The organism is Ruegeria sp. CDSA221, assembly GCF_059611825.1.
This window is the reverse complement of sequence record NZ_JBXWPK010000019.1, coordinates 18,661-38,619: the sequence shown is the minus strand read 5'-3', so window position 1 is coordinate 38,619 and position 19,959 is coordinate 18,661. Positions and strand designations below refer to the sequence as shown.

Genomic DNA, 19,959 nt, shown 5'->3' with positions numbered 1-19,959 from the left:
CCTCTGGCGGGGCCCACACACTGTTAGTCCCGAGAATCTGATTGTAATTTCAACTGGTGCAGATCGTTGAGAAGATCCAGCAACGCCTCATGCCGCGCTGGTCCCAGCGTGTTGCGGATTTCTTCAGCCAAAAGCAACGTATAGTCGATGTTATCCCGGATAATCCCTGCCCCTTTGACCGTGATCTCAACAATCTGCCTGCGCTTGTCGACCGGATGGCTTTTCCGCACGACAAGGCCCTTGGCCTCAAGCTTTTGCAGAATGCGGGTCAGGCTGGGCAAAAGCAGACAGGCACGGTCAGCAATATGGGTGGGCTCTTGCGGGCCTTCCTCTTCCAGCACCCGCAGAACCCGCCATTGCTGTTCGGTTACGCCCGCCTCTACAAGCATTCTACGGATAGGCCCCATAACCCGTTCCCTCGCGCGCAGCAGCGCAATAGGCAAAGACCGGGACGTCAATGGAATTTCATGAGCCATGTTAAATTCTGGCCGAATTCGGTTCATTCTTCAACTGACCTTTCCGTGTTCGGGATTCCAGGCATTCATGGCTTATTAGAGCCTAGATTATTCCACTTCTCTCTGCGGAAACATATTCAGAAAAACCTCAGACCACTGGATTCCTGCAAAGGGCGTTGACGTTTCAACCCGGATATTCATCACTGGCACAGGATCGAAAGCGGTGTTCAGAGAAGATTGGAAGATAAAATGAACTGGGATGAATTCTCGGATTGGGGCGCCAAGATTGCTGAGTGGGCACAGGATTACCATCTGACTGTCGGCGACAATCCGGTTAGGGCCAGAACGGAACCCGGTGATATTCTTAACGCTTTACCCGCGCGCCCTCCCGAGCGCTCCCAGGCGATGGAGGAAATCTTTCACGATTTCGAACAGATCGTGATGCCTGGGATTACCCATTGGCAACATCCTCGCTTTTTTGCCTATTTTAATGCAAACGCCTCGGCCCCGTCGGTTCTGGCCGAGTTTCTAACCAGCGCCATCGCTCCGCAATGCATGTTGTGGCAGACATCCCCCGCCGCGACCGAGATGGAGACGCGGATGATGGATTGGTTGCGGCAGGCCCTGGATCTGCCCACGGGCTTTGCAGGTGTCATTCAGGATTCCGCCTCGTCCGCGACCCTAGCCGCTGTGCTGACCATGCGGGAAAAGGCGCTGAATTGGCAGGGCAACCAACAAGGGTTGTTCGGACAGAAACCGCTGCGCGTATATTGCTCGGCCGAGGTCCATACCTCGGTTGATCGTGCCATATGGGTTGCGGGGATCGGGCAGGAAAATCTGGTGCGGGTGCCCATACAAGGCGACTGGCGCGGGATGGACCCACAGGCGCTGGAAACAGCAATCCAAGCCGATTTAGACTCTGGTTATCAACCAACCGGCGTGATCCTCTGCGTCGGCGGCACCGGAACCGGCGCGGCCGATCCGGTAGAGGAATGTCTGAAGATTGCGCAAAAATACGGGCTATATTCGCATGTCGATGCAGCTTGGGCTGGCTCGGCCATGATATGCCCCGAATACCGCCATTACTGGGAGGGAGTCGAGCAAGCCGACAGCATCGTGTTCAACCCGCATAAATGGCTGGGTGTTCAGTTCGATTGCTGCGCCCATTTTCTGAAGGACCCCGATGATCTGGTACGGACACTCGCGATCAGCCCGGAATTCCTGAAGACCCACGGCAAGGACGGGATCATAAATTATTCTGAATGGTCGGTACCGCTGGGCCGCAGGTTCCGAGCCCTGAAACTGTGGTTCGTCATCCGCGCCTATGGTCTGGAAGGGCTACGTGAAAGGTTGCGCAATCATATAACATGGTCAGTGGCTCTGCATGACCGGCTGAAAGCTGAATCCGATTTCGAAATCACCACTAACCCGATGTGGTCATTGTGGACATTCCGCTATGCCCCCCTTGGGTCAACCGATCTGGACGATCTGAACCTACGGCTGGTCAATGCGATCAATGATGATGGCCGCATTTACTTGACTCAAACCCGCGTTGATGGCGACTTGGTGATCCGCTTTCAGGCCGGTCAGTTTGAATCCACGCAGGCAGACGTCCAAATGGCATTTGACGTGATCACTGAAATCGCCCGCTCGCTAAACTAGAGGTTCCACATGTCCGCACCCGTCAACACGTTCAAACAAGCCCTGAAAAACGGCGACCATCTGATTGGTTGTTGGTCCAGCTTTGCTGAGGCGGTAACAGCCGAGATCATGGGCACTGCCGGATTCGACTGGCTGGTGATCGACGGTGAGCACGCGCCGAATGATATCCGGTCCATCCGGGATCAGCTGATCGCGCTGGCCGCCAGTCCGACACATCCCGTCGTGCGAATCCCGGTGGGCGACACCGCATTGATCAAGATGGTGTTGGACGCAGGTGCTCAGACAATCCTGGTACCGATGGTGGAAAGTGCCGAACAGGCGCGCGATCTGGTTCGTGCCTGCCACTATCCGCCCCAAGGTGTGCGGGGCGTCGGCGCGATGGCCTCACGCGCAACGCAATACGGAACGGTTCAGGACTACATTCAGACCGCAGACGATCAGATATGTCTGCTGTTACAGGTGGAAAACCGCGCCGGTATCGCCGCATTGGATGCCATTGCACAGGTAGAAGGCGTGGATGGCGTGTTTATCGGTCCGTCTGACCTGTCCACTGACATGGGTTTTCAGGGAAACAGCGCCGCGCCCGAGGTCCAAGCGGTGATCGCCGACGCGATGAAGCGCATCGTTGCAGCAGGCAAAGCCCCGGGCATTCTTGGTGTCACGGATGAGGCATCGCAGGCCTATAAGGACATGGGCGCCCAGTTCCAGGCGGTGGGGATCGACGTGATGCTGCTGACACAGGCGGCGCGTGCCCTGGCCGCAAGGTGGAAGGCCTAAGCCCGCATCGCCGAGGCCGCCTGAGCATACCCGCCCGAGGCACCATCGACGAAATGGACGTGATCGTCACGGGTGGCCGAGGGGACAAAGCAGGTCATCATCGCCTCATCCTGCGCGTGCAGCCCGTATCGGATCCTGCCCTGTTTCCGGGCCTGTTCAAGAACGGTCTGAATCTGGTTCAGGGTGGCCGGGTCACAATCCAGCGTCATTTTCAGCCCGTCATCGAATTTGCGGAAATCCGCATTGCGACTGACCGTGCGCTTATAGTGTTCCGGCTCAAAATTCCCCAATCGCTTGCCAGATTTGAACAGCAGCCCGATCATCAAATTCTGCGCCAACAGCTTGATTTTCTGCAGCAAAAGATTGCGACCCGCACGGGACACATGGGCGTCCAGCGCCAAACCAGGCGGCGGCCAGCGGATCGGAGGGCCGCTTTCCGGCATCGGGTGGCCGGACCGGTCCAATCCTTCAGCGGCCACTAGAACAGCCCGTGACAGGTCGGCGAAATCGGTCTCGGTAGCGCGGGCAGTTGGCTGCACCACCACCGAGACAATCTGACCATTCTGCGCCTTGCTGTTGGACCAGCGGCAGGACAGCCCGGTCAAATCCGGCAGCGCACCGGGGGCTGCGTACGGAACCTCAAACCGACCTGCTTTCATCTCGGCCTCGGCCCAGGCCAGACCACCGCCCGAGAACATCGCATAATCCACCCCCTCGGATGGCGCGTAACGCGCAACCCGAAGATCCTTGCCCGCCTGCCGGATTTCGGCGACGGGCACGACGGCCCCGCGCAGTGCGATCTCGAACTCTTCTTCCGCCCAGCGCCGCAAATCGGCCAGAACGCTACGTGCTGCCTCTGCCGCGCTTGCCGGTACGGCGAACCCGGCACCATCACCCCCAAAGACATAGGGAAATTCTTGCCCGCGCAGCGCATTGATCATGGCCGAGATCACCGCGGCCCCAACCATGTTCACGGCCTTGTATCGTCCCCGCTCTATCTGACCAGTGGAATCCACGACATCTGCGACACCAAGAACCCATTCCGTCGGCACCGCGGTAAAGCGTTCAGGATCGGTCAGATTGTTAAAGTCCCGCAACAGCGGAAGGCTGTCATAAAATGCGGCCTGTGCATCTTTCATTCGTTCCTCGACAATATGAATAGACCTTCAGATAGCCCAAATTTGTTCGATGTCCGCTGAAAACATCATAGCACACGCGCTTGTACATATCACGGGGACATGCCAAGCATTTGCTGGCGGGTTGGGCGAAAGAGGCGTCTCATGAAAACCGGACTGGTGGTTCTGTGTCTGGGCTATGTGCTCAGCCAATTTTTTCGCGCCTTTCTTGCCGTTCTCAGCGTCGATCTGGGGCGTGACATCGGGGCAAGGCCCGAAGATCTGGCCTTTGCCTCGGGGCTTTGGTTTCTCGTCTTTGCCGCCATGCAACTGCCAGTGGGTTGGGCGCTGGACCGGATCGGGCCGCGTTTGACGGCTGCGGTTTTGTTGCTGGCAGGTGGCGCGGGCGGCGCTGCGTTGTTTGCAGTGGCCAGCACCCCGTTTCATATCGCAGTCGCGATGGGGCTGATCGGAGTCGGGTGCTCGCCCGTTCTGATGGCATCCTATTACATCTTTGCCCGCGAATACCCGCCCGCCCGCTTTGCCACGCTAGCAGCCATCATGCTGGGCGTTGGGTCGGTCGGCAATCTGGTGGCCTCCTACCCCACAGCACTTGCGGTCGAACTGATGGGCTGGCGCGCCACAATGGCTACACTGGCCGTCGTTTCGGCCATTATCGCAGCGGGCATCTGGATCAGCGTTCACGACCCCAAACCGGTTGTGACCGAGCATCGCGGGTCAGTGCTGGACCTGCTGAAAGAACCTGCCCTGTGGGCCATCCTGCCGCTGATGCTGGTGGCCTACGCCCCCGCGGCTGCGACACGAGGCTTGTGGGCAGGTCCATATCTGAACGACGTTTTCGCCCTCAGCACCACGCAGATCGGAACCGCGACGCTGGTCATGGGGGCGGCTATGATTGCCGGCACCTTTGCCTATGGGCCGCTCGACCGGCTTTTGGGCACACGGAAATGGGTGATCTTTGGCGGCAATGCCTTGGGCGCGGCGGCGCTGGGGCTGTTGTGCCTGTGGATCGACATGGCGGTCTGGGTGTCAGTAAGTCTGATGGCGGTGATCGGTTTCATGGGCGCCAGCTTTCCGGTCATCATGGCCCATGGCCGCGCCTTCGTGCCGCCGCATCTGGTCGGGCGTGGCATGACCCTGTTGAATCTGTTCGGCATTGGCGGAGTGGGTCTGGCGCAATTTGTCACCGGCCGAGTCCATGCCGCGACAGTGGACATCAGTCCAACCGCGCCCTACACAGCGATATTCGGCTTTTTTGCAGTCACGCTTGCCATTGGATGCGTGATTTACCTATTCAGCCGCGACAGCGTTGACTGACGCTGGAACCATCGGGAGAGCCCATGTCCGACCCTGTTGTCATCGCACCGAACCTCAAGCGCAGGCTTTCCGGCGTGACCGCGACGATCGCGCGGCTGGTGCCGTTGCAAGTGCAATGGATCGACATCGCCGCAACCGGACCGGGCCTACCGGCCGATCTGCCCCATATCCCGCTGGGCCGTCTGCCATTTCTGTCGCGCAAGACCACGCGCGTCTGGCACGCGCGGCGCAATACCGAGATGCTGCTGGGCTTGATCCTGCGCAATGTCTTTCGTCTGCGCCTGAAACTACTGTTCACCAGCGCCTCGCAGCGGTCGCATACGGGCTATAGCAAATGGCTGATCGACAAAATGGACGCGGTAGTCGCCACATCGCGCAAAACCGCCGGATATCTTGAGCGGGACGCGCAGGTCATCATGCATGGCATCAACCTGCAGGATTTCACCCCGCCCGAGGACAAAGACGCCCTGCGGGGCAAACTCGGCCTGCCCGGTGGTCTGCTGCTTGGGTGCTATGGCCGTATCCGGCACCAGAAAGGCACCGATGCTTTCGTCGATGCGATGATCGACCTTTGTGGCCGTTTCGAAGACGTCCATGGCATCGTCATGGGCCGCGCGACCGAAAAACACACCGGCTTTCTGGCCGAGCTGAAAGACAAGGTCGCCAAGGCGGGCCTGTCTGACCGCATCCTATTCAAACCCGAGGTCACGGTGGATCAGATCGCCGAGTGGTACCAGGTGCTGGACTTGTTCATCGCGCCGCAACGCTGGGAAGGCTTTGGCCTGACCCCGCTCGAGGCGATGGCCTGCGGCGTGCCTGTGGTGGCAACCGATGTCGGTGCCTTTGCAGAGATCGTGACCGACCCCTCATTGGGCCATGTGGTCGAAGCGGGGAACATTCCCGCCCTGGCTGATGCCGCCGCTGAAATGCTGTCGAACCCCGAGTCGCTGGCGCAATCCGGCAGCGCCGCCCGCGTCCATGTGGAACAGAATTTCGACATCGACGGCGAGGCAAAGACCTTGGTAGCGCTCTATGAACGGCTTCTGACCGACGCCTGAGGCGATGCACCGCGTCAAATCGGTGTCATTGGGGGAAATATCCCGCGAAACCTCTTTTTTCTTTGCTGCAACGCGGCTATGAACGCGCGTCCTTAACTTTGGAGACATGAAATGGGCTATCGCGTCGTAGTCGTCGGCGCCACAGGTAATGTGGGCCGCGAAATGCTGAACATTCTGGCAGAACGCCAGTTCCCCATCGATGAACTTGCCGTGCTGGCAAGCCGTCGGTCGCTGGGAACCGAAGTAAGCTTTGGCGACAAGACACTCACGACCAAAGACCTGGACACGTTTGATTTCACCGGCTGGGACATGGCGCTGTTTGCCGTGGGATCCGAGGCGACCAAGGTCTACGCCCCCAAGGCGGCGGCGGCTGGCTGCGTGGTGATCGACAACTCGTCCCTGTATCGCTATGACCCTGCAATTCCGCTGATCGTGCCGGAATGTAACCCCGAGGCGATCCACGACTATAAGAACAAGAACATCATCGCCAACCCCAACTGCTCGACCGCGCAGATGGTTGTCGCGCTGAAACCGCTGCATGATCGCGCCAAGATCAAGCGCGTCGTCGTGTCGACCTATCAGTCGGTTTCCGGCGCGGGCAAAGAAGGGATGGATGAGCTGTGGGACCAGACCAAAGCCATCTACAACCCCACCACCGAAGTTCCGCCGAACAAGTTCCAGAAGCAGATCGCCTTCAACGTCATTCCGCAGATCGACGTCTTCATGGAAGACGGCTCGACCAAGGAAGAGTGGAAGATGGTTGTCGAGACCAAGAAGATCATCGACCCGTCGATCAAGGTCACCGCGACCTGCGTCCGCGTTCCGGTCTTCGTTGGCCATTCCGAGGCCGTGAATATCGAGTTCGAGGAATTCTTGGACGAAGACGAAGCCCGTGACCTCCTGCGCGAAGCACCAGGTATCATGGTGATCGACAAGCGCGAACCGGGCGGCTACGTCTCACCGGTCGAATGCGCGGGTGATTTCGCCACCTTCATCAGCCGCATCCGTCAGGATTCAACCATCGAGAACGGCCTGAACCTGTGGTGCGTCAGTGACAATCTGCGCAAGGGCGCAGCGCTGAACGCGGTACAAATCGCCGAATTGCTGGGCCGTGAGGTCCTGAAGAAGGGATAACTGATACCCTTTCTTTATGTATTGACCAAACCCCGCAGCGCCGCTTGCGGGGTTTGTTTTTTCTTAGGCCGCAAAAAGAAATCCGGGCCCATCTCTGTAGTGGACCCGGATCAGATTAAAGTGATTGTTGTTCGTGTAGCCCGCCGATACGGCGCAGCCCCAATCAAGAGGCGATCTTGATCGCATCCTCGTACAGCAGAACCGCACGTTCGGATTCTTTCTCGAGCACATCCATTTTTGCACAGAATTGCATAACGTCCTCCAGGCTTGGCACCTCTGCGGCGTTCAGGGCCTCGACGGTTGGTTGCAGCTCATTCCACTGGGCCTTTACCTGTTCCAGTGCCTCAAGCGAGGCATCGCTGGGCGGTTCAGACATCTTGAGATAGTCATTGCCGCCGCCAATCAACGCATCGACGATCTTGCCAAACTTGGCAGCATTCTTCTTGAACTTTTCGTGGTGTTCTGCGGTTTCTTTTCCGGTGGCGGCCAGCGCAATTTCTTTGCAGATCTTCTGGGTGATCATCCGCTGACGACCTGCGAATTCCAATGCCAGGGCCATCGACGGTTCAATATCGACCTCGCCATAGGCCGCTTCTAGCTTGCGGACCACGGCGTGGCAGGATTCTTCAAGTGCCTCGACATTGCCAACGATCATGTTCAGTTGCGCTTCGTTGATCGACTTGTCAGCAACGATGTCTTCGACCGCGGTCCGGTATGGCACCCAAACGCTGGCGACTTCCTCAAGCGCTTTGTTGACGGAATAGAATCTTTCCCGGTCAATACCGGACGACCCTTTGCCTTCTTTGAAGCCAAGCAGGATATCGTCAAATTCATCATGCGCCTGCTGCAATTCACTCAGGTTCCGATCAACTGCTCCGCCGATGCTGACCAGAACTGCGGATTTGGCGACCTTCTCGGACAGAAAGCTCAGCTTTTCAGCGGCCAGAATTCGGTGCGCGACCTGACCCGCGGCCATAGCCAACGCATAGCCCCCAACCGGTAAGAATGCCGTTAGCCCGATTCCCAACGCTCCGGAGGCGAAAACACGACGATTGATACTCATGGCGGTCTACCTAACCCTGCTGCTTTAACATGTGTTTATCGAGGAAAAAGCGCGTTAAATGTCCCAACACGGTGTTCAGAAAATGAAATAATGGTGGCTTTTTGAGTTTCAACTGGCCAATCCGGCCCTCGGCTGATCACTCCGGTCAAGGGTTTGACCTCGTTTACCCTTCGACCAGCGCTTTCAGATTATCCAACCCGCGCTGGTAATCTCCGCCAACCCATTTATCCATCATCAGCCCCATCCAGCGGGACATGGGATTCATACCCAATTCGGATTCAAACCCCCAGGTCACTTTGGTGCCGCTGCCCTCCGGCTGCAGTTCAAACATGGCAATAGCAGTGCCCATTGGACCAAAATCCAAGGCGGTTCTGACCATCTGGTTTTCAACGCTTTCGGTGATCTCTTGCGAACCGGTGCCGACCTGCCGGTGATCCGACGACCAGTTCAGCACATTCCCGACCCCAGAATCAGGCCCGCCATAGGTCAGCTTCGTCTCGGGATCACGAGATAACCATGGCGACCATTTCTCGGTCTCTTGCATGGAGTTGACATAAGGAAAGATGACCTCGGGCGAGGCATCAATCGTGATGCTACGCGAAACTTCTGCCTTGCCTGGCAATATAAAGGACACCCCTACCAGAACCAGAATCAAGACTATCACGGTGACAAGAACACGTTTGATCAATCGCATGGAATGCTCCGAATCCCTAAAATGACATCCCAAACTTATCAAAAAAACAGCGCGGAATCAGTAGTCTGATCCGCGCTGCCTGAAATTGTCGAAAATCCGCCGGGTCAGACGACCGCGAATTTCTTTTCGCCGGGATCATAACACTGAAGGCCACCTTCACCGATATCTGTCCACAAACCGTGCAGGCTGAGCGAGCCGCTCTCTACCGCCGCGGAGATGAAGGGGAAGGTCATCAGGTTTTCGAGCGAAGCAACAACCGCCTGCCGTTCGAACTGGCGCGCTTGGTCGGTGCTGTCTTCGATATCGGCAACCAGATCATATTTTGGTTTGAGGATATCCATCCAGCGACCAACAAAGCTTTCTTTGGCTTCCAGCAGTGGTGCCTGGCCCTTGCACATGTCGATACAGCCCTGCACACCACCGCATTGGGAATGGCCCAGCACGATCAGATGCGCCACTTTCAGCGCGGTCACCGCGTATTCGATGGCAGCACTGGTGCCGTGATGATCGCCGTCGGGCGCATAAGGCGGCACCAGATTGGCAATGTTGCGGTGAATAAAGAACTCACCCTGATCCGCCCCAAAAATCGAGGTGACATGAACCCGGCTGTCGCAACAGGAAATCACCATGGCCCGCGGACGCTGCCCTTCGGTGGCAAGACGGCGATACCAGACCTGATTTTCCGAATATGTCGTGGCTTTCCAGCCATGATACCGATTGACCAGATAGTTTGGCAGAGGTTTGGCGAATTCCATTCTTGTGTCCCTGTTCATGTCTCGGTGGACTGCTGTAACCTGAATTCGAAGAAAATTCGAGCCATTATCCTGCCCCATGGCAAGGTTTTGCAAAGGAATTGCGCACCACATTCGGGCTATGCCGTGGGGGCGTATAGAATTGGGGTGAATGTGGTGGAAAAGATCGTCACGCTTGAACACAAAGAAACAGTGCGGCTGGATTCGGATCGTCTGAATGGGCTGTATCGACAACTGGGTGAGAAAAACGCGTTGGACGTGCTGTGTCGCACGGTCGAGGAATTGGCGGTGCGCCTGTCGAATTGCGAGCGGTTCTGGAGACAGCGTGACTGGGCCGGGCTGCGCAAATGTGCACGATCCATTGTGGCCATTGCCGAACAGATCGGAATGATGGCGCTGGCCTGTGTGGCGAATGATGTGGCGCAGAATGTGGACGCGGGCGACTCGGTCGCCGCCGGGGCCACGCTGTCGCGGCTGATCAGGGTGGGTGAGAAATCGCTGACCGTGATCTGGGATCAGCAAGATCTTTCGGTCTGACAGGGCTTGCGGACGGTCCATGGACGGCTAGGTTGGGCATAAGCCACAACAGTCGAGATTTTCATGACCCTGTCTTTCGCACCATCGTCGGACGCATCTGTCCCCCTTCACGTCATTGCCCAGCCGGATCTGGACGACTGGCTGACGGGTCAGCCCGAAACAGTGACGGCCTGGGCCAAGATCAGCGGATTCACCGGTGCGATGGGTCAGGTTTTGCTGATTCCAGGGCCTGACGGTGCGGTACAGTCTGCTTTGGCGGGGTATGGCACAGCCACTGGCCGGTCCCGCAAGCGGTTTCCGCTGGCCGCCGCCGCCGAAGCCCTGCCCGAAGGCGCATATCACATCGCGTCGGGCATAGACCAAGCTGATCTGGAAACTGAATGCCTGGGGTGGTTGCTGACCGGTTATGCCTTTGACCGCTATGCCAGCCAATCCCCGGCCAAGGCTCGTTTGGTTGCCCCCGACGGGATCGACGCCCCCCGGCTTGAGGTACTGGCCGGGGCCGAGGCGCTGACCCGCGATTTGGTCAATACTCCGGCCTCGGATATGGGACCGGAACAGCTTCATAGCGCAGCCGAAGCCCTGGCACAGGAATTCGGCGCCTCTTTCGAGGTTGTTCTGGGCGATACCCTGCTAGAGCAGAACTTCCCCATGATCCACACGGTTGGCCGCGCCGCCGCACAAGCGCCCCGTCTGATTGAGATGAATTGGGGCGTGACAGGCCCAAAGCTGACCCTTGTCGGCAAGGGCGTCTGCTTTGACACTGGAGGGCTAAACCTGAAACCCGGCGCCTCGATGGGGCTGATGAAGAAAGATATGGGCGGGGCCGCAAATGTATTGGGGCTGGCCCGGATGATAATGGCGCTGGAGCTGCCCGTGCAACTGCGGGTGCTGATCCCGGCGGTTGAGAATTCGGTTGCGGGGAACGCCTTCCGGCCCGGCGACATCCTGACCTCGCGCAAGGGGCTGACGGTTGAGATTAACAATACCGATGCCGAAGGGCGCTTGGTTTTGGCCGACGCATTGGCGCTGGCGGATGAGGGCGAGCCGGATTTGGTGATCTCGATGGCGACACTGACCGGGGCGGCACGTGTGGCGGTGGGCGCCGATCTTGCACCATTCTATACCGACAACGATGCCGCGGCTGATGCCTTGAACCGCGCCGCAGGCAGAGCAGCCGATCCTGTCTGGCGCATGCCATTCCATAACCCCTATGAGGGTCTGATTGAACCCGGCATTGCCGACCTGGATAACGCACCGGCGGGTGGTTTTGCAGGCTCGATTACTGCCGCCTTGTTCTTGCGCAGATTTGTTGGTGACAGTCCCTATATGCATTTCGACATCTTCTCGTGGCAACGCAGCAAAGAACCCGGACGCAGCAAGGGCGGATTCGGTCAGGGGCCCCGCGCCCTTCTGACGGCCCTGCCTGAGATTTTGGGCATATGACCCGGCACCGCATCATACAGCCGGTCATCGACCTGATGCGTGATCCCGACGGGCCCCGCGATCGCCAGCTGTTGTATGGGGATAGCGTTCGCACAGATGAAGAGCGTGACGGCTGGAGCCGGATCACCTCGGACAAGGACGGCTATGCGGGCTGGGTCCGGTCAGACTGTCTGGCCCCAGATGTGCCTGCCACCCACTGGATCACGGCACCGTCAACACATGCATATGAGCAACCGAACATGAAATCCCGGGACCGAACCTCGTTAAGCTTTGGCAGCAAGGTTCAGACAATGTCCGAACAGAATGGATTTATTGAGACGGAGTTGGGCTTTATCCCGGCCATACACGCCAAACAGATCAACATAACCCTGACCGATCCGGTCGCCGTGGCCGAAATGTTTCTGGGAACGCCCTATCTTTGGGGTGGCAACAGCAGGTTCGGGCTGGATTGTTCAGGTCTGGTTCAGGCCGGAATGCTGGCTTGTGGGCTGCCCTGCCCCGGTGATAGTGGCGACCAAGAGCGTGATCTGGGTCAGGCGCTGACCCCTGGCACACCCGCTCAGCGCGGTGATCTGCTGTTCTGGAATGGGCATGTGGCCTGGGTCTACGGCGACAATATGCTGCTGCACGCAAATGCGTTCCACATGGACGTGACCTTTGAGCCGATGGATGTTGCAATCACGCGCATTCTGGAACAGGGCGATGGGCCCGTGACCGCCCATAAAAGGCTCTAATCCAAGTCGACCGACCGTATCAGCTTGCGCTCCAACACCCGCAGCACCGTGCGCAGATCATGGCCGCGCTTCAGGATGCGGCCATCCATACCGACCACCGAATACATCCCTTGCCGGGAGCGCAGACGCGGATCTTTTTCGACCCGATAAATCGGATGCTCTGCCGTGCGGCGGAAGATGGAAAACACCGCCATATCACGCAGGTTCGAGATCCCGTAATCGCGCCATTCTCCGGCGGCGACCATCCGGCCATAGACAGAAAGGATTTGGGACATCTCGTGGCGGTCAAACGCGACAGGCATCTGGGTCGGGTTTGCAGAAAACCGGCTGGGAGGCTGCATGTTCATGCCCCAAGCCTTGCCGGAAAACGTGTTCGAATCAAGCCTATCCGCAATCGGGTGTGACTTTTTCGTCGGTGCTAGCGCTGTCGCCCAACCTGTCGGCAGATCAGGATCACCGGCAACAACCCCACTGCCAGTATCACCAACGAGGGCACGGCGGCGCCCTCAAGCCGTTCGTCTGAGGCCAGCCTATAGGCCTGCACGGCCAGCGTATCGAAATTGAAAGGCCGCATGATCAGGGTCGCGGGCAGTTCTTTCATCACGTCCACAAAGACGATCAACAGCGCTGTCAGCAGCGATGGCGTCAGAATCGGCAAATGCACCCGGCGCAACGTCCCCAGCGGCGTCTGCCCCAGAGACCGCGAGGCTGCGTCCATATTGGCATGCACCGTGCTCTGCCCGCCCTCATATGCGCTGAGCGCGGCGGCCAGAAACCGCACCATATAAGCGGCTACCAACAGCCAGATCGAACCGGTAACAAGCAACCCGGTCGACAGGTCGAAATTCTGCCGCATCCATGCATCCAGTGCGTTATCGAAACTGGCAAATGGCACCATCAGCCCGACTGCGATCACACCGCCTGGAACCGCATAGCCCAGCCGCGCCATGTACCCGGCACCAGAGGACACCCTCCCCGGCCGCAATCGCTGAAAGAACCCAACGCTGATGGCCGCAAAAACCGTGACAACCGCCGCCACACCGGCCAGCGTCAGCGAATTCTGAATGAACCCGAGATAGCGCCGTGACAGAAGGTTCTGTTCGGACTCCATCCCCATCTGAACCAGAATGAACACCGGCAACAGAAATCCGAACAGCACCGGTATGGCACACAGGGCAAAAGCCGCGCCCGCTTGCCAGCCCTTCAGCCGAGCGGATGGCAGCGAGGCGTGGCTTTTGCCTGCCTGATAGTATTTGGCCTTCCCGCGCTGCATCCGTTCTGCCACGGCCATGACCAGCGCAAAGCCCAGAAGGCAGAGCGCCAGCTGCGCCGCACCCACCCGATCACCGATCGAAAACCAACTGGTATAGATACCCGTGGCAAATGTCTGCACCCCGAAATAGGCCACGGTTCCGAAATCGGCGATGGTTTCCATGATGGCAAGTAGCACGCCACCCGCAATCGCGGGACGCGCCATCGGCAGCGAAACGTGCCAAAAGGCCAGCCACGGACTTTTGCCCAACGCGCGCGCTGCCAGAAAGGCCGTTGCACTCTGCTGCAGAAAAGCGGCCCGGGCCAGCAGGTAGACGTAAGGATACAAGACTAAGATCAACATCACTGCCGCACCCTCAGTCGACCGAATCTCGGGGAACCAATAGTCGCGCGGGCCCCAGCCCGTTACCTGACGCAGGGTGGTCTGGACGATGCCCGGGTGATCAAGAATGAATGTATAGGCATAGGCCAGCACATAGGCCGGAAAGGCCAGCGGCAGCACCAACGCAATTTCCAGAATGCGCACGCCGGGGAACCGCGTCATCGTCACCAGCCAGGCTGCGCCCACGCCGATGGAAAACGTGCCCGTGGCCACCAGCACGACCAGTATCAGTGTCGTCATCGCATAGCCGGGCAGAACGGTTTCCAGGAGATGCGAAACCGTATCCGTGCCGCCCGTCGTTGCGGCCAGAACAACCGCAAGCATCGGCAACAGACAGGCTGCCGCCACAAGGCAGGCCACCACGCCGACGAGGCGTGTACCTACAGCGCCGCGGTTGCGCCTTCCGTGCTCAGAGATTTCGATATCGGCCATGATCCCGGCTTTAACTGGCTAAGGCGCAGAGTCCGTCTTTAATCGACCAAAACGCTCGGAAACACCAGTGGGCAGCGAAACAAATCTGCGACACATACTGCCGCAGAGTTGCACAGCCTTCATTCGTAGACGCGCTGATCCTCGATCACCAAACCATCTTTCGGCAGCGATCCCGGCGCCACGACTTCGATCGCGCCTTTCAACTTCAGCACCTCGACGACGGATTTCGCATAAGCCAAGTCATTTCCGCCGGCGCTTTCGATCTGAACCGTCATCGTGTCCATCTCACCCTGGCGGGCGGCAATGACGCGCGCCTTGACGATTTCATCATGCTTGTCGACCAGCGCCGCGACCTGTTCAGGGCGCACGAACATACCCTTGATCTTGGTTGTCTGATCCGCGCGTCCCATCCAGCCCTTGATGCGCATGTTGGTGCGACCGCAAGGTGACTGACCAGGTTGAACCGCCGACAGATCACCGGTGGCAAACCGGATCAGCGGATAATCGGGGTTCAGTGAGGTCACGACAACCTCACCCACTTCACCCGGCGCGACCGGGTTTCCGGTTCCGGGGGTGACGATCTCGACGATGACATGCTCATCAATGATCATCCCGTCCATCGCGGGGCTTTCATAAGCGATGCTGCCCAGATCGGCGGTGGCATAGCATTGCAGACAGGCGATACCGCGATTGGCGTACTCCTGACGCAAAGACGGGAACAAAGCACCGCCGCCAACAACGGCAGTCACGAAATCCAGTGCCACGCCCATCTCATCGGCCTTGTCCAAAATGACCTTGAGGTAATCCGGTGTGCCCGCATAAGCGGTGCAGCCGACATCGCGCGCGGCGGTTACCTGCAGTTCGGTTTGGCCTGTGCCGGCAGGCAGCACCGCAGCCCCCACCGCCCGCGCGCCACTTTCAAAGATCATGCCCGCCGGGGTCAGGTGATAGCCAAAGCAATTCTGAACGATGTCTCCGGGCCCGACACCTGCTGCGTGCAGGAACCGCCCCATCCGCCACCAGTCGTGATCGGTGCTGCCGGGCTCATAGATCGGGCCGGGCGACTGGAAAACATGATGGAAATGCCGGGCCGGTTTGACGGTAAACCCGCCAAAGGGCGGGCGCGACGCCTGCGCCTTAGCCATATCGGACTTGCGCAGAACTGGCAGCTTCACAAGGTCATCCAGCGACTTTACAGCTGCCGTATCAACATCCGCCATATGCGCCGCAAACCCCGGAGCCGAGTTCGCGCGCGTGATCTGTACCTGCAACGCCTCAGACTGTTCAGAGGCGCGCTGGTCGGCCGAGCGGGTTTCTAGCGCATCGTAGAATTTCGTCATCGCCAAATCCTCCATCCGCCTACAGCCACCTCTTGCGGCGGCGGTATGAGCGCACATCGCGGAAGCTTTTGCGGCCGTCATCCGACATGCCCAGATAGAATTCCTTAACATCGGGGTTTTCGCGCAGCTCGGCAGCTGGGCCATCCATCACCACGCGGCCGGATTCAAGAATATAGCCGTAATGTGCGAACCTGAGCGCCACATTGGTGTTCTGCTCGGCCAGCAGAAACGAGACGCCCTCTTTTTCGTTCAGATCTTGGACGATGCCGAAAATCTCTTCGACAAGCTGCGGGGCCAGCCCCATGGACGGCTCATCCAGCAGGATCGTCTCGGGCCGCGACATCAGCGCCCGACCCATCGCAACCATCTGTTGCTCTCCGCCCGACGTGTAACCCGCCTGGCTGCGGCGGCGTTCCTTCAGACGTGGGAAATAGGTGTAAACAAGGTCCAGATCCTGTTGGATCGCGGCCTTACCATCTTTGCGGGTATAGGCGCCGGTCAGCAGGTTTTCCTCGACCGTCAAATGTTCGAAACAATGGCGACCCTCCATCACCTGGATGACGCCTTTTTGCACCAGATCGGCAGGCTCACTTTCATGCACGCTGGTCCCGCGATACTTGATTGATCCCTTGGTGACTTCGCCCCGTTCCGAATGCAGCAGGTTCGACACCGCCTTGAGTGTGGTGGTCTTGCCTGCCCCGTTGCCGCCCAGCAGGGCCGTAATGCCCCCTTTGGGCACCGTTAGGCTGACGCCTTTCAGCACAAGGATCACATGATTGTAGATCACCTCGATATTGTTGACCTCAAGCAGGGTTTCCGCCTGCACGTCAGTGGTTTGTGCCGCATCCAGCATCAGCGCGTGTCCTCATGCCTGTCCCGAGAGGGACCGTTGGGATAGAGCGGCGGCTACCCGCCGCTCTGGTCAGTTTCGCGGCCCCGGATCAAGACCGGGGCCAGCCACTTATTCACACCCAGGTGTGATGTTGTTTTCCGCTGCATAGGCTGCAGAATCTTCTTCGATCAACGTGTTGATCACATCTGCATCGGTCGGCTGGAAGTCCTGAACCGGGTTCCAGGTTCCGGCCGCAGCATCCCACTGCACAACGCCGACAAGGCCGGGTCCGCCGTGATTTTCGCACGAGACCGAGAATTCAGGCCCGAAACCGGTCATGCCCAGCGCTTCCATCTTGGCGTTGGTCATTTCCAGCGCCTCCATACCATCGCGCATCATGGATGCGTCGATATCAGCGGTATTGTGGATTCCCTGCGCAGTCTTCACAGCTTCAGCGGCCAGCATGGCGGCATAGAGACCGCGGTTATACTGAACCGAGCCAAGCTGATCGCCCGCACCCGCCGCTTTGCCTGCATCCACCACGTATTTCTGCAGATCGTCATAGACCGGATAGTCCATGCCCAGCCCGGTAAAGGTCAGTGCCTTATAGCCGTTTGCCTTGTCGCCCGCGGGCTGCACGTCAAATTCAGCGCCAGACCACCAGACTCCGATGAAGTTTTCCATCGGGAAGCGGATGTTCGCAGCTTCCTGCACCGCGACCTGGTTCATCACGCCCCAGCCCCACATGATTACATAATCAGGCTTTTCGCGGCGAATTTGCAGCCACTGCGATTTCTGTTCCTGACCGGGGTGGTCAACAGGCAGCAGCGTCAGGTCGTACCCGTGCTTTTCAGCCAGAGTCTCCAGCGTGCGGATCGGTTCCTTGCCATAGGCCGAGTTGTGATAGACCAGTGCGATTTTCTTACCGTTCAGGTCACCATCGTTTTCGCTCAGCAGATAGTTGATCGCGCCCGACGCTCCGTTCCAGTAGTTGGCCGGATAGTTGAACACGTGGCTGAATACCTTGCCGTTCGCAGCAGAGGTCCGGCCATAGCCCATCGTGTGCAGCGGAATGCCATCTGCAGTCACTTTTGGGATCAGCTGGTATGTAATGCCGGTCGACAATGGCTGATATACCAAGGCGCCTTCGCCCTTTGTGGATTCATAGCATTCCACGCCTTTTTCGGTGTTATAGCCGGTTTCGCATTCGATCACATTGGCCGAAACACCTCCGATGCCGCCATCACGCTCGTTGAGCAGTGTAAAATAATCGGCATAGCCGTCAGCAAACGGGATACCGCCTGCCGCATATGGTCCCGTTCGATAGCTGAGCGACGGGAACACAAGGTCGGCCATGGCCGGACCTGCGGCCATCATGGCGCCCAGCGCCAGGGTTGCCAGTTTCGTCTTCATCGGGTGTCTCCTCCCTTGATTGGTCCGATGTTGAATTCGGGCTTTGCACCCGTCTTGTCTTTGGGCCTGCCCGTCAGTGCGGAAACGGCCAGAGTCTGAGTTTCTCTTTCGCCACACGCCAAAGCTGCGCCAGCCCATGCGGTTCCAGAATCAAGAACATGATGATGAGTGCGCCGACGATCACCAGATTGAGATGCGCAACGATATCAGTGGGCCAGCCCAATAGATCGACACCGACCACCTTCAAAACAACCGGCAACAATACCAAGAATGCTGCCCCGGCGAAGGAGCCGAAGATAGACCCTAATCCGCCGATAATGACCATGAATAGGACCAGGAACGATTTCTGGATGCCAAAGACTTCGCCAACCTCAACCGCGCCCAGATAGACCGCAAAGAATAGCGCCCCCGCGATACCCACAAAAAATGAGCTGACAGCAAAGGCGGTCAGTTTTGCCTTGAGCGGGTTTACCCCGATGATCTCGGCCGCGATATCCATGTCGCGGATTGCCATCCATGTCCTGCCAGTCGTTCCCCGAGTCAGGTTCCGTGCAATGATGGCGCAGAATGTCAGGAAGATCAGGCAGAACAGATAGGTTGCCCAGGCCGGAGCATTCGGGCCTGTGATGATGATGCCGAACACATCCCGCTCGGGCGCGTTGATCTGCCCAGATGCCGAGTAGTTGTAGAACCACGGCACACGGTTGAACAGCCACACCAGAAAGAACTGCGCCGCAAGCGTGGCCACGGCCAAATAGAACCCTTTGATCCGAAGCGAAGGCAATCCAAACAGAACACCGACAATGGCGGTGATCCCGCCCGCAAGGATGACATGGATGAACATGCTGACTTCGGGAAAGGCCGTCATCAGCTTGTAGCAGGCATAGGCTCCTACAGCCATGAACCCACCGGTACCCAGCGACACCTGCCCGCAATAGCCAACCAATACATTCAATCCGATGGCGGCGATCGCATAGATCAGAAACGGAAGCAACAGCGCGTTCGCCCAGTAGTCATTGATGATGAATGGAATGATCCCAAATGCCACTGCCAGCACCACATAGTACCGATACCGGTCAAATTTGATCGGAAAGGTCTGGCTGTCTTCCACGTAAGAGGTTTTGAAATCTCCGGCCTCGCGATAAAACATGTCTTACTTTCCCCATTCTTCCTGCGCCCGGTCGCGGGCGACAGTGTTCAGTTGGCTGGAGCCTTTGGCATATCCGCTCGCCTCTGAGGCGCGCACAAGTTTCATGTAGGCCATGACACCCGTGACCAACCCGGCAAAAGCCAGGATCGCGGCAATCGTCAGTTGGCTGTCGGTCAGATCGTCCGAGGTCAGGGCGATATACCCAAACGCCCAGAACCCGGCCCATGCGATAACGTTGAGAATGGCGATGAGTTTAGTCATACGCTCACCTCAGACCGGCGTTTGTTAAGCCAGTGTAAGACACCAGCTAGGGCCGCGTAGAAGAACAGCGAGTCCAGAGCCCTGAGATATCCGACATAAAGCAGCATTCTCA

At 58.3% G+C, this 19,959-nt stretch carries 20 protein-coding genes; 8 read left to right on the top strand and 12 right to left on the bottom strand.

All coding sequences use genetic code 11. From position 1 onward, the window contains the following. Positions 1 to 23: 23 nt before the first annotated feature. A complete protein-coding gene (gene hpaR / locus AC2FJ5_RS19885; protein ID WP_496707750.1) occupies positions 24 to 476 on the bottom strand; it encodes a homoprotocatechuate degradation operon regulator HpaR in 453 nt (150 codons plus the stop codon). Positions 477 to 704: 228 nt separating this feature from the next. Between hpaR and AC2FJ5_RS19880 the strand changes: the two genes are divergently transcribed. Both AC2FJ5_RS19880 and AC2FJ5_RS19875 read left to right on the top strand, forming a co-directional pair. Further along, complete coding sequence (locus tag AC2FJ5_RS19880; protein WP_496794376.1) at positions 705 to 2,117, top strand: pyridoxal phosphate-dependent decarboxylase family protein; 1,413 nt, start codon at positions 705 to 707, stop codon at positions 2,115 to 2,117. Positions 2,118 to 2,126: 9 nt separating this feature from the next. Then, complete coding sequence (locus AC2FJ5_RS19875; RefSeq protein WP_281973863.1) at positions 2,127 to 2,894, top strand: HpcH/HpaI aldolase family protein; 768 nt, start codon at positions 2,127 to 2,129, stop codon at positions 2,892 to 2,894. On the opposite strand, the gene AC2FJ5_RS19870 is transcribed toward AC2FJ5_RS19875, so the two are convergent. Then, positions 2,891 to 4,033 (bottom strand): DUF3095 domain-containing protein, encoded by a 1,143-nt coding sequence (locus tag AC2FJ5_RS19870; RefSeq protein ID WP_496702974.1) that lies wholly within the window; start codon positions 4,031 to 4,033, stop codon positions 2,891 to 2,893. The two genes, AC2FJ5_RS19875 and AC2FJ5_RS19870, sit on opposite strands and share 4 nt — an antisense overlap. Positions 4,034 to 4,174: 141 nt before the next feature. On the opposite strand from AC2FJ5_RS19870, the gene AC2FJ5_RS19865 reads away from it, so the two are divergent. The 3 genes from AC2FJ5_RS19865 to AC2FJ5_RS19855 all read left to right on the top strand — a co-directional run bounded on the left by AC2FJ5_RS19865 (position 4,175) and on the right by AC2FJ5_RS19855 (position 7,539). Further along, complete coding sequence (locus AC2FJ5_RS19865; protein WP_496693087.1) at positions 4,175 to 5,347, top strand: MFS transporter; 1,173 nt, start codon at positions 4,175 to 4,177, stop codon at positions 5,345 to 5,347. Between the two features lie 23 nt (positions 5,348 to 5,370). After that, entirely contained in the window at positions 5,371 to 6,405 is a 1,035-nt protein-coding gene (locus AC2FJ5_RS19860) for a glycosyltransferase family 4 protein (RefSeq protein ID WP_496679287.1), read from the top strand. 111 nt (positions 6,406 to 6,516) lie between these two features. Beyond that, positions 6,517 to 7,539, top strand: a complete 1,023-nt coding sequence (locus AC2FJ5_RS19855) for an aspartate-semialdehyde dehydrogenase (RefSeq protein ID WP_496794375.1) — start codon at positions 6,517 to 6,519, stop codon at positions 7,537 to 7,539. 163 nt (positions 7,540 to 7,702) lie between these two features. On the opposite strand, the gene AC2FJ5_RS19850 is transcribed toward AC2FJ5_RS19855, so the two are convergent. From AC2FJ5_RS19850 to AC2FJ5_RS19840, 3 genes are all read right to left on the bottom strand, one after another. Further along, complete coding sequence (locus tag AC2FJ5_RS19850; protein ID WP_496794374.1) at positions 7,703 to 8,602, bottom strand: type IV pili methyl-accepting chemotaxis transducer N-terminal domain-containing protein; 900 nt, start codon at positions 8,600 to 8,602, stop codon at positions 7,703 to 7,705. A 163-nt stretch (positions 8,603 to 8,765) separates the two neighbouring features. After that, a complete protein-coding gene (locus tag AC2FJ5_RS19845) occupies positions 8,766 to 9,296 on the bottom strand; it encodes an SRPBCC family protein (RefSeq protein WP_496794373.1) in 531 nt (176 codons plus the stop codon). A gap of 104 nt (positions 9,297 to 9,400) precedes the next feature. Then, positions 9,401 to 10,051, bottom strand: a complete 651-nt coding sequence (locus AC2FJ5_RS19840) for a carbonic anhydrase (protein WP_496794372.1) — start codon at positions 10,049 to 10,051, stop codon at positions 9,401 to 9,403. Between the two features lie 144 nt (positions 10,052 to 10,195). On the opposite strand from AC2FJ5_RS19840, the gene AC2FJ5_RS19835 reads away from it, so the two are divergent. From AC2FJ5_RS19835 to AC2FJ5_RS19825, 3 genes are all read left to right on the top strand, one after another. Beyond that, entirely contained in the window at positions 10,196 to 10,585 is a 390-nt protein-coding gene (locus AC2FJ5_RS19835) for a hypothetical protein (RefSeq protein WP_496690522.1), read from the top strand. Positions 10,586 to 10,648: 63 nt separating this feature from the next. Further along, positions 10,649 to 12,031 carry a leucyl aminopeptidase family protein gene (locus AC2FJ5_RS19830; protein ID WP_496794371.1) on the top strand — a complete coding sequence of 461 codons (1,383 nt, stop codon included), beginning with the start codon at positions 10,649 to 10,651 and terminating at the stop codon, positions 12,029 to 12,031. Next, positions 12,028 to 12,765 carry a C40 family peptidase gene (locus AC2FJ5_RS19825; RefSeq protein WP_496794370.1) on the top strand — a complete coding sequence of 246 codons (738 nt, stop codon included), beginning with the start codon at positions 12,028 to 12,030 and terminating at the stop codon, positions 12,763 to 12,765. Before AC2FJ5_RS19830 ends, AC2FJ5_RS19825 begins: the two co-directional genes overlap by 4 nt. Here AC2FJ5_RS19825 and AC2FJ5_RS19820 read toward each other — a convergent pair. From AC2FJ5_RS19820 to AC2FJ5_RS19790, 7 genes are all read right to left on the bottom strand, one after another. Next, on the bottom strand, positions 12,762 to 13,112 hold the full coding sequence (locus AC2FJ5_RS19820) for a DUF2794 domain-containing protein (RefSeq protein WP_496699043.1): 351 nt from the start codon (positions 13,110 to 13,112) through the stop codon (positions 12,762 to 12,764). The genes AC2FJ5_RS19825 and AC2FJ5_RS19820 overlap by 4 nt on opposite strands. A 71-nt stretch (positions 13,113 to 13,183) precedes the next feature. Then, complete coding sequence (locus AC2FJ5_RS19815; protein WP_271950692.1) at positions 13,184 to 14,851, bottom strand: ABC transporter permease; 1,668 nt, start codon at positions 14,849 to 14,851, stop codon at positions 13,184 to 13,186. A 119-nt stretch (positions 14,852 to 14,970) separates the two neighbouring features. Next, entirely contained in the window at positions 14,971 to 16,191 is a 1,221-nt protein-coding gene (locus AC2FJ5_RS19810; protein ID WP_496794369.1) for a phenylacetate--CoA ligase family protein, read from the bottom strand. 19 nt (positions 16,192 to 16,210) lie between these two features. Then, on the bottom strand, positions 16,211 to 17,044 hold the full coding sequence (locus AC2FJ5_RS19805; RefSeq protein ID WP_496679309.1) for an ABC transporter ATP-binding protein: 834 nt from the start codon (positions 17,042 to 17,044) through the stop codon (positions 16,211 to 16,213). Between the two features lie 108 nt (positions 17,045 to 17,152). Continuing rightward, a complete protein-coding gene (locus AC2FJ5_RS19800; protein ID WP_271950686.1) occupies positions 17,153 to 18,436 on the bottom strand; it encodes an ABC transporter substrate-binding protein in 1,284 nt (427 codons plus the stop codon). A 73-nt stretch (positions 18,437 to 18,509) separates the two neighbouring features. Then, positions 18,510 to 19,586: a branched-chain amino acid ABC transporter permease gene (locus tag AC2FJ5_RS19795; protein WP_142637529.1), complete on the bottom strand. Its 1,077-nt coding sequence runs from the start codon at positions 19,584 to 19,586 to the stop codon at positions 18,510 to 18,512. Between the two features lie 3 nt (positions 19,587 to 19,589). Next, positions 19,590 to 19,847 carry a hypothetical protein gene (locus tag AC2FJ5_RS19790; protein WP_496693118.1) on the bottom strand — a complete coding sequence of 86 codons (258 nt, stop codon included), beginning with the start codon at positions 19,845 to 19,847 and terminating at the stop codon, positions 19,590 to 19,592. Between the last annotated feature and the right edge of the window lie 112 nt (positions 19,848 to 19,959).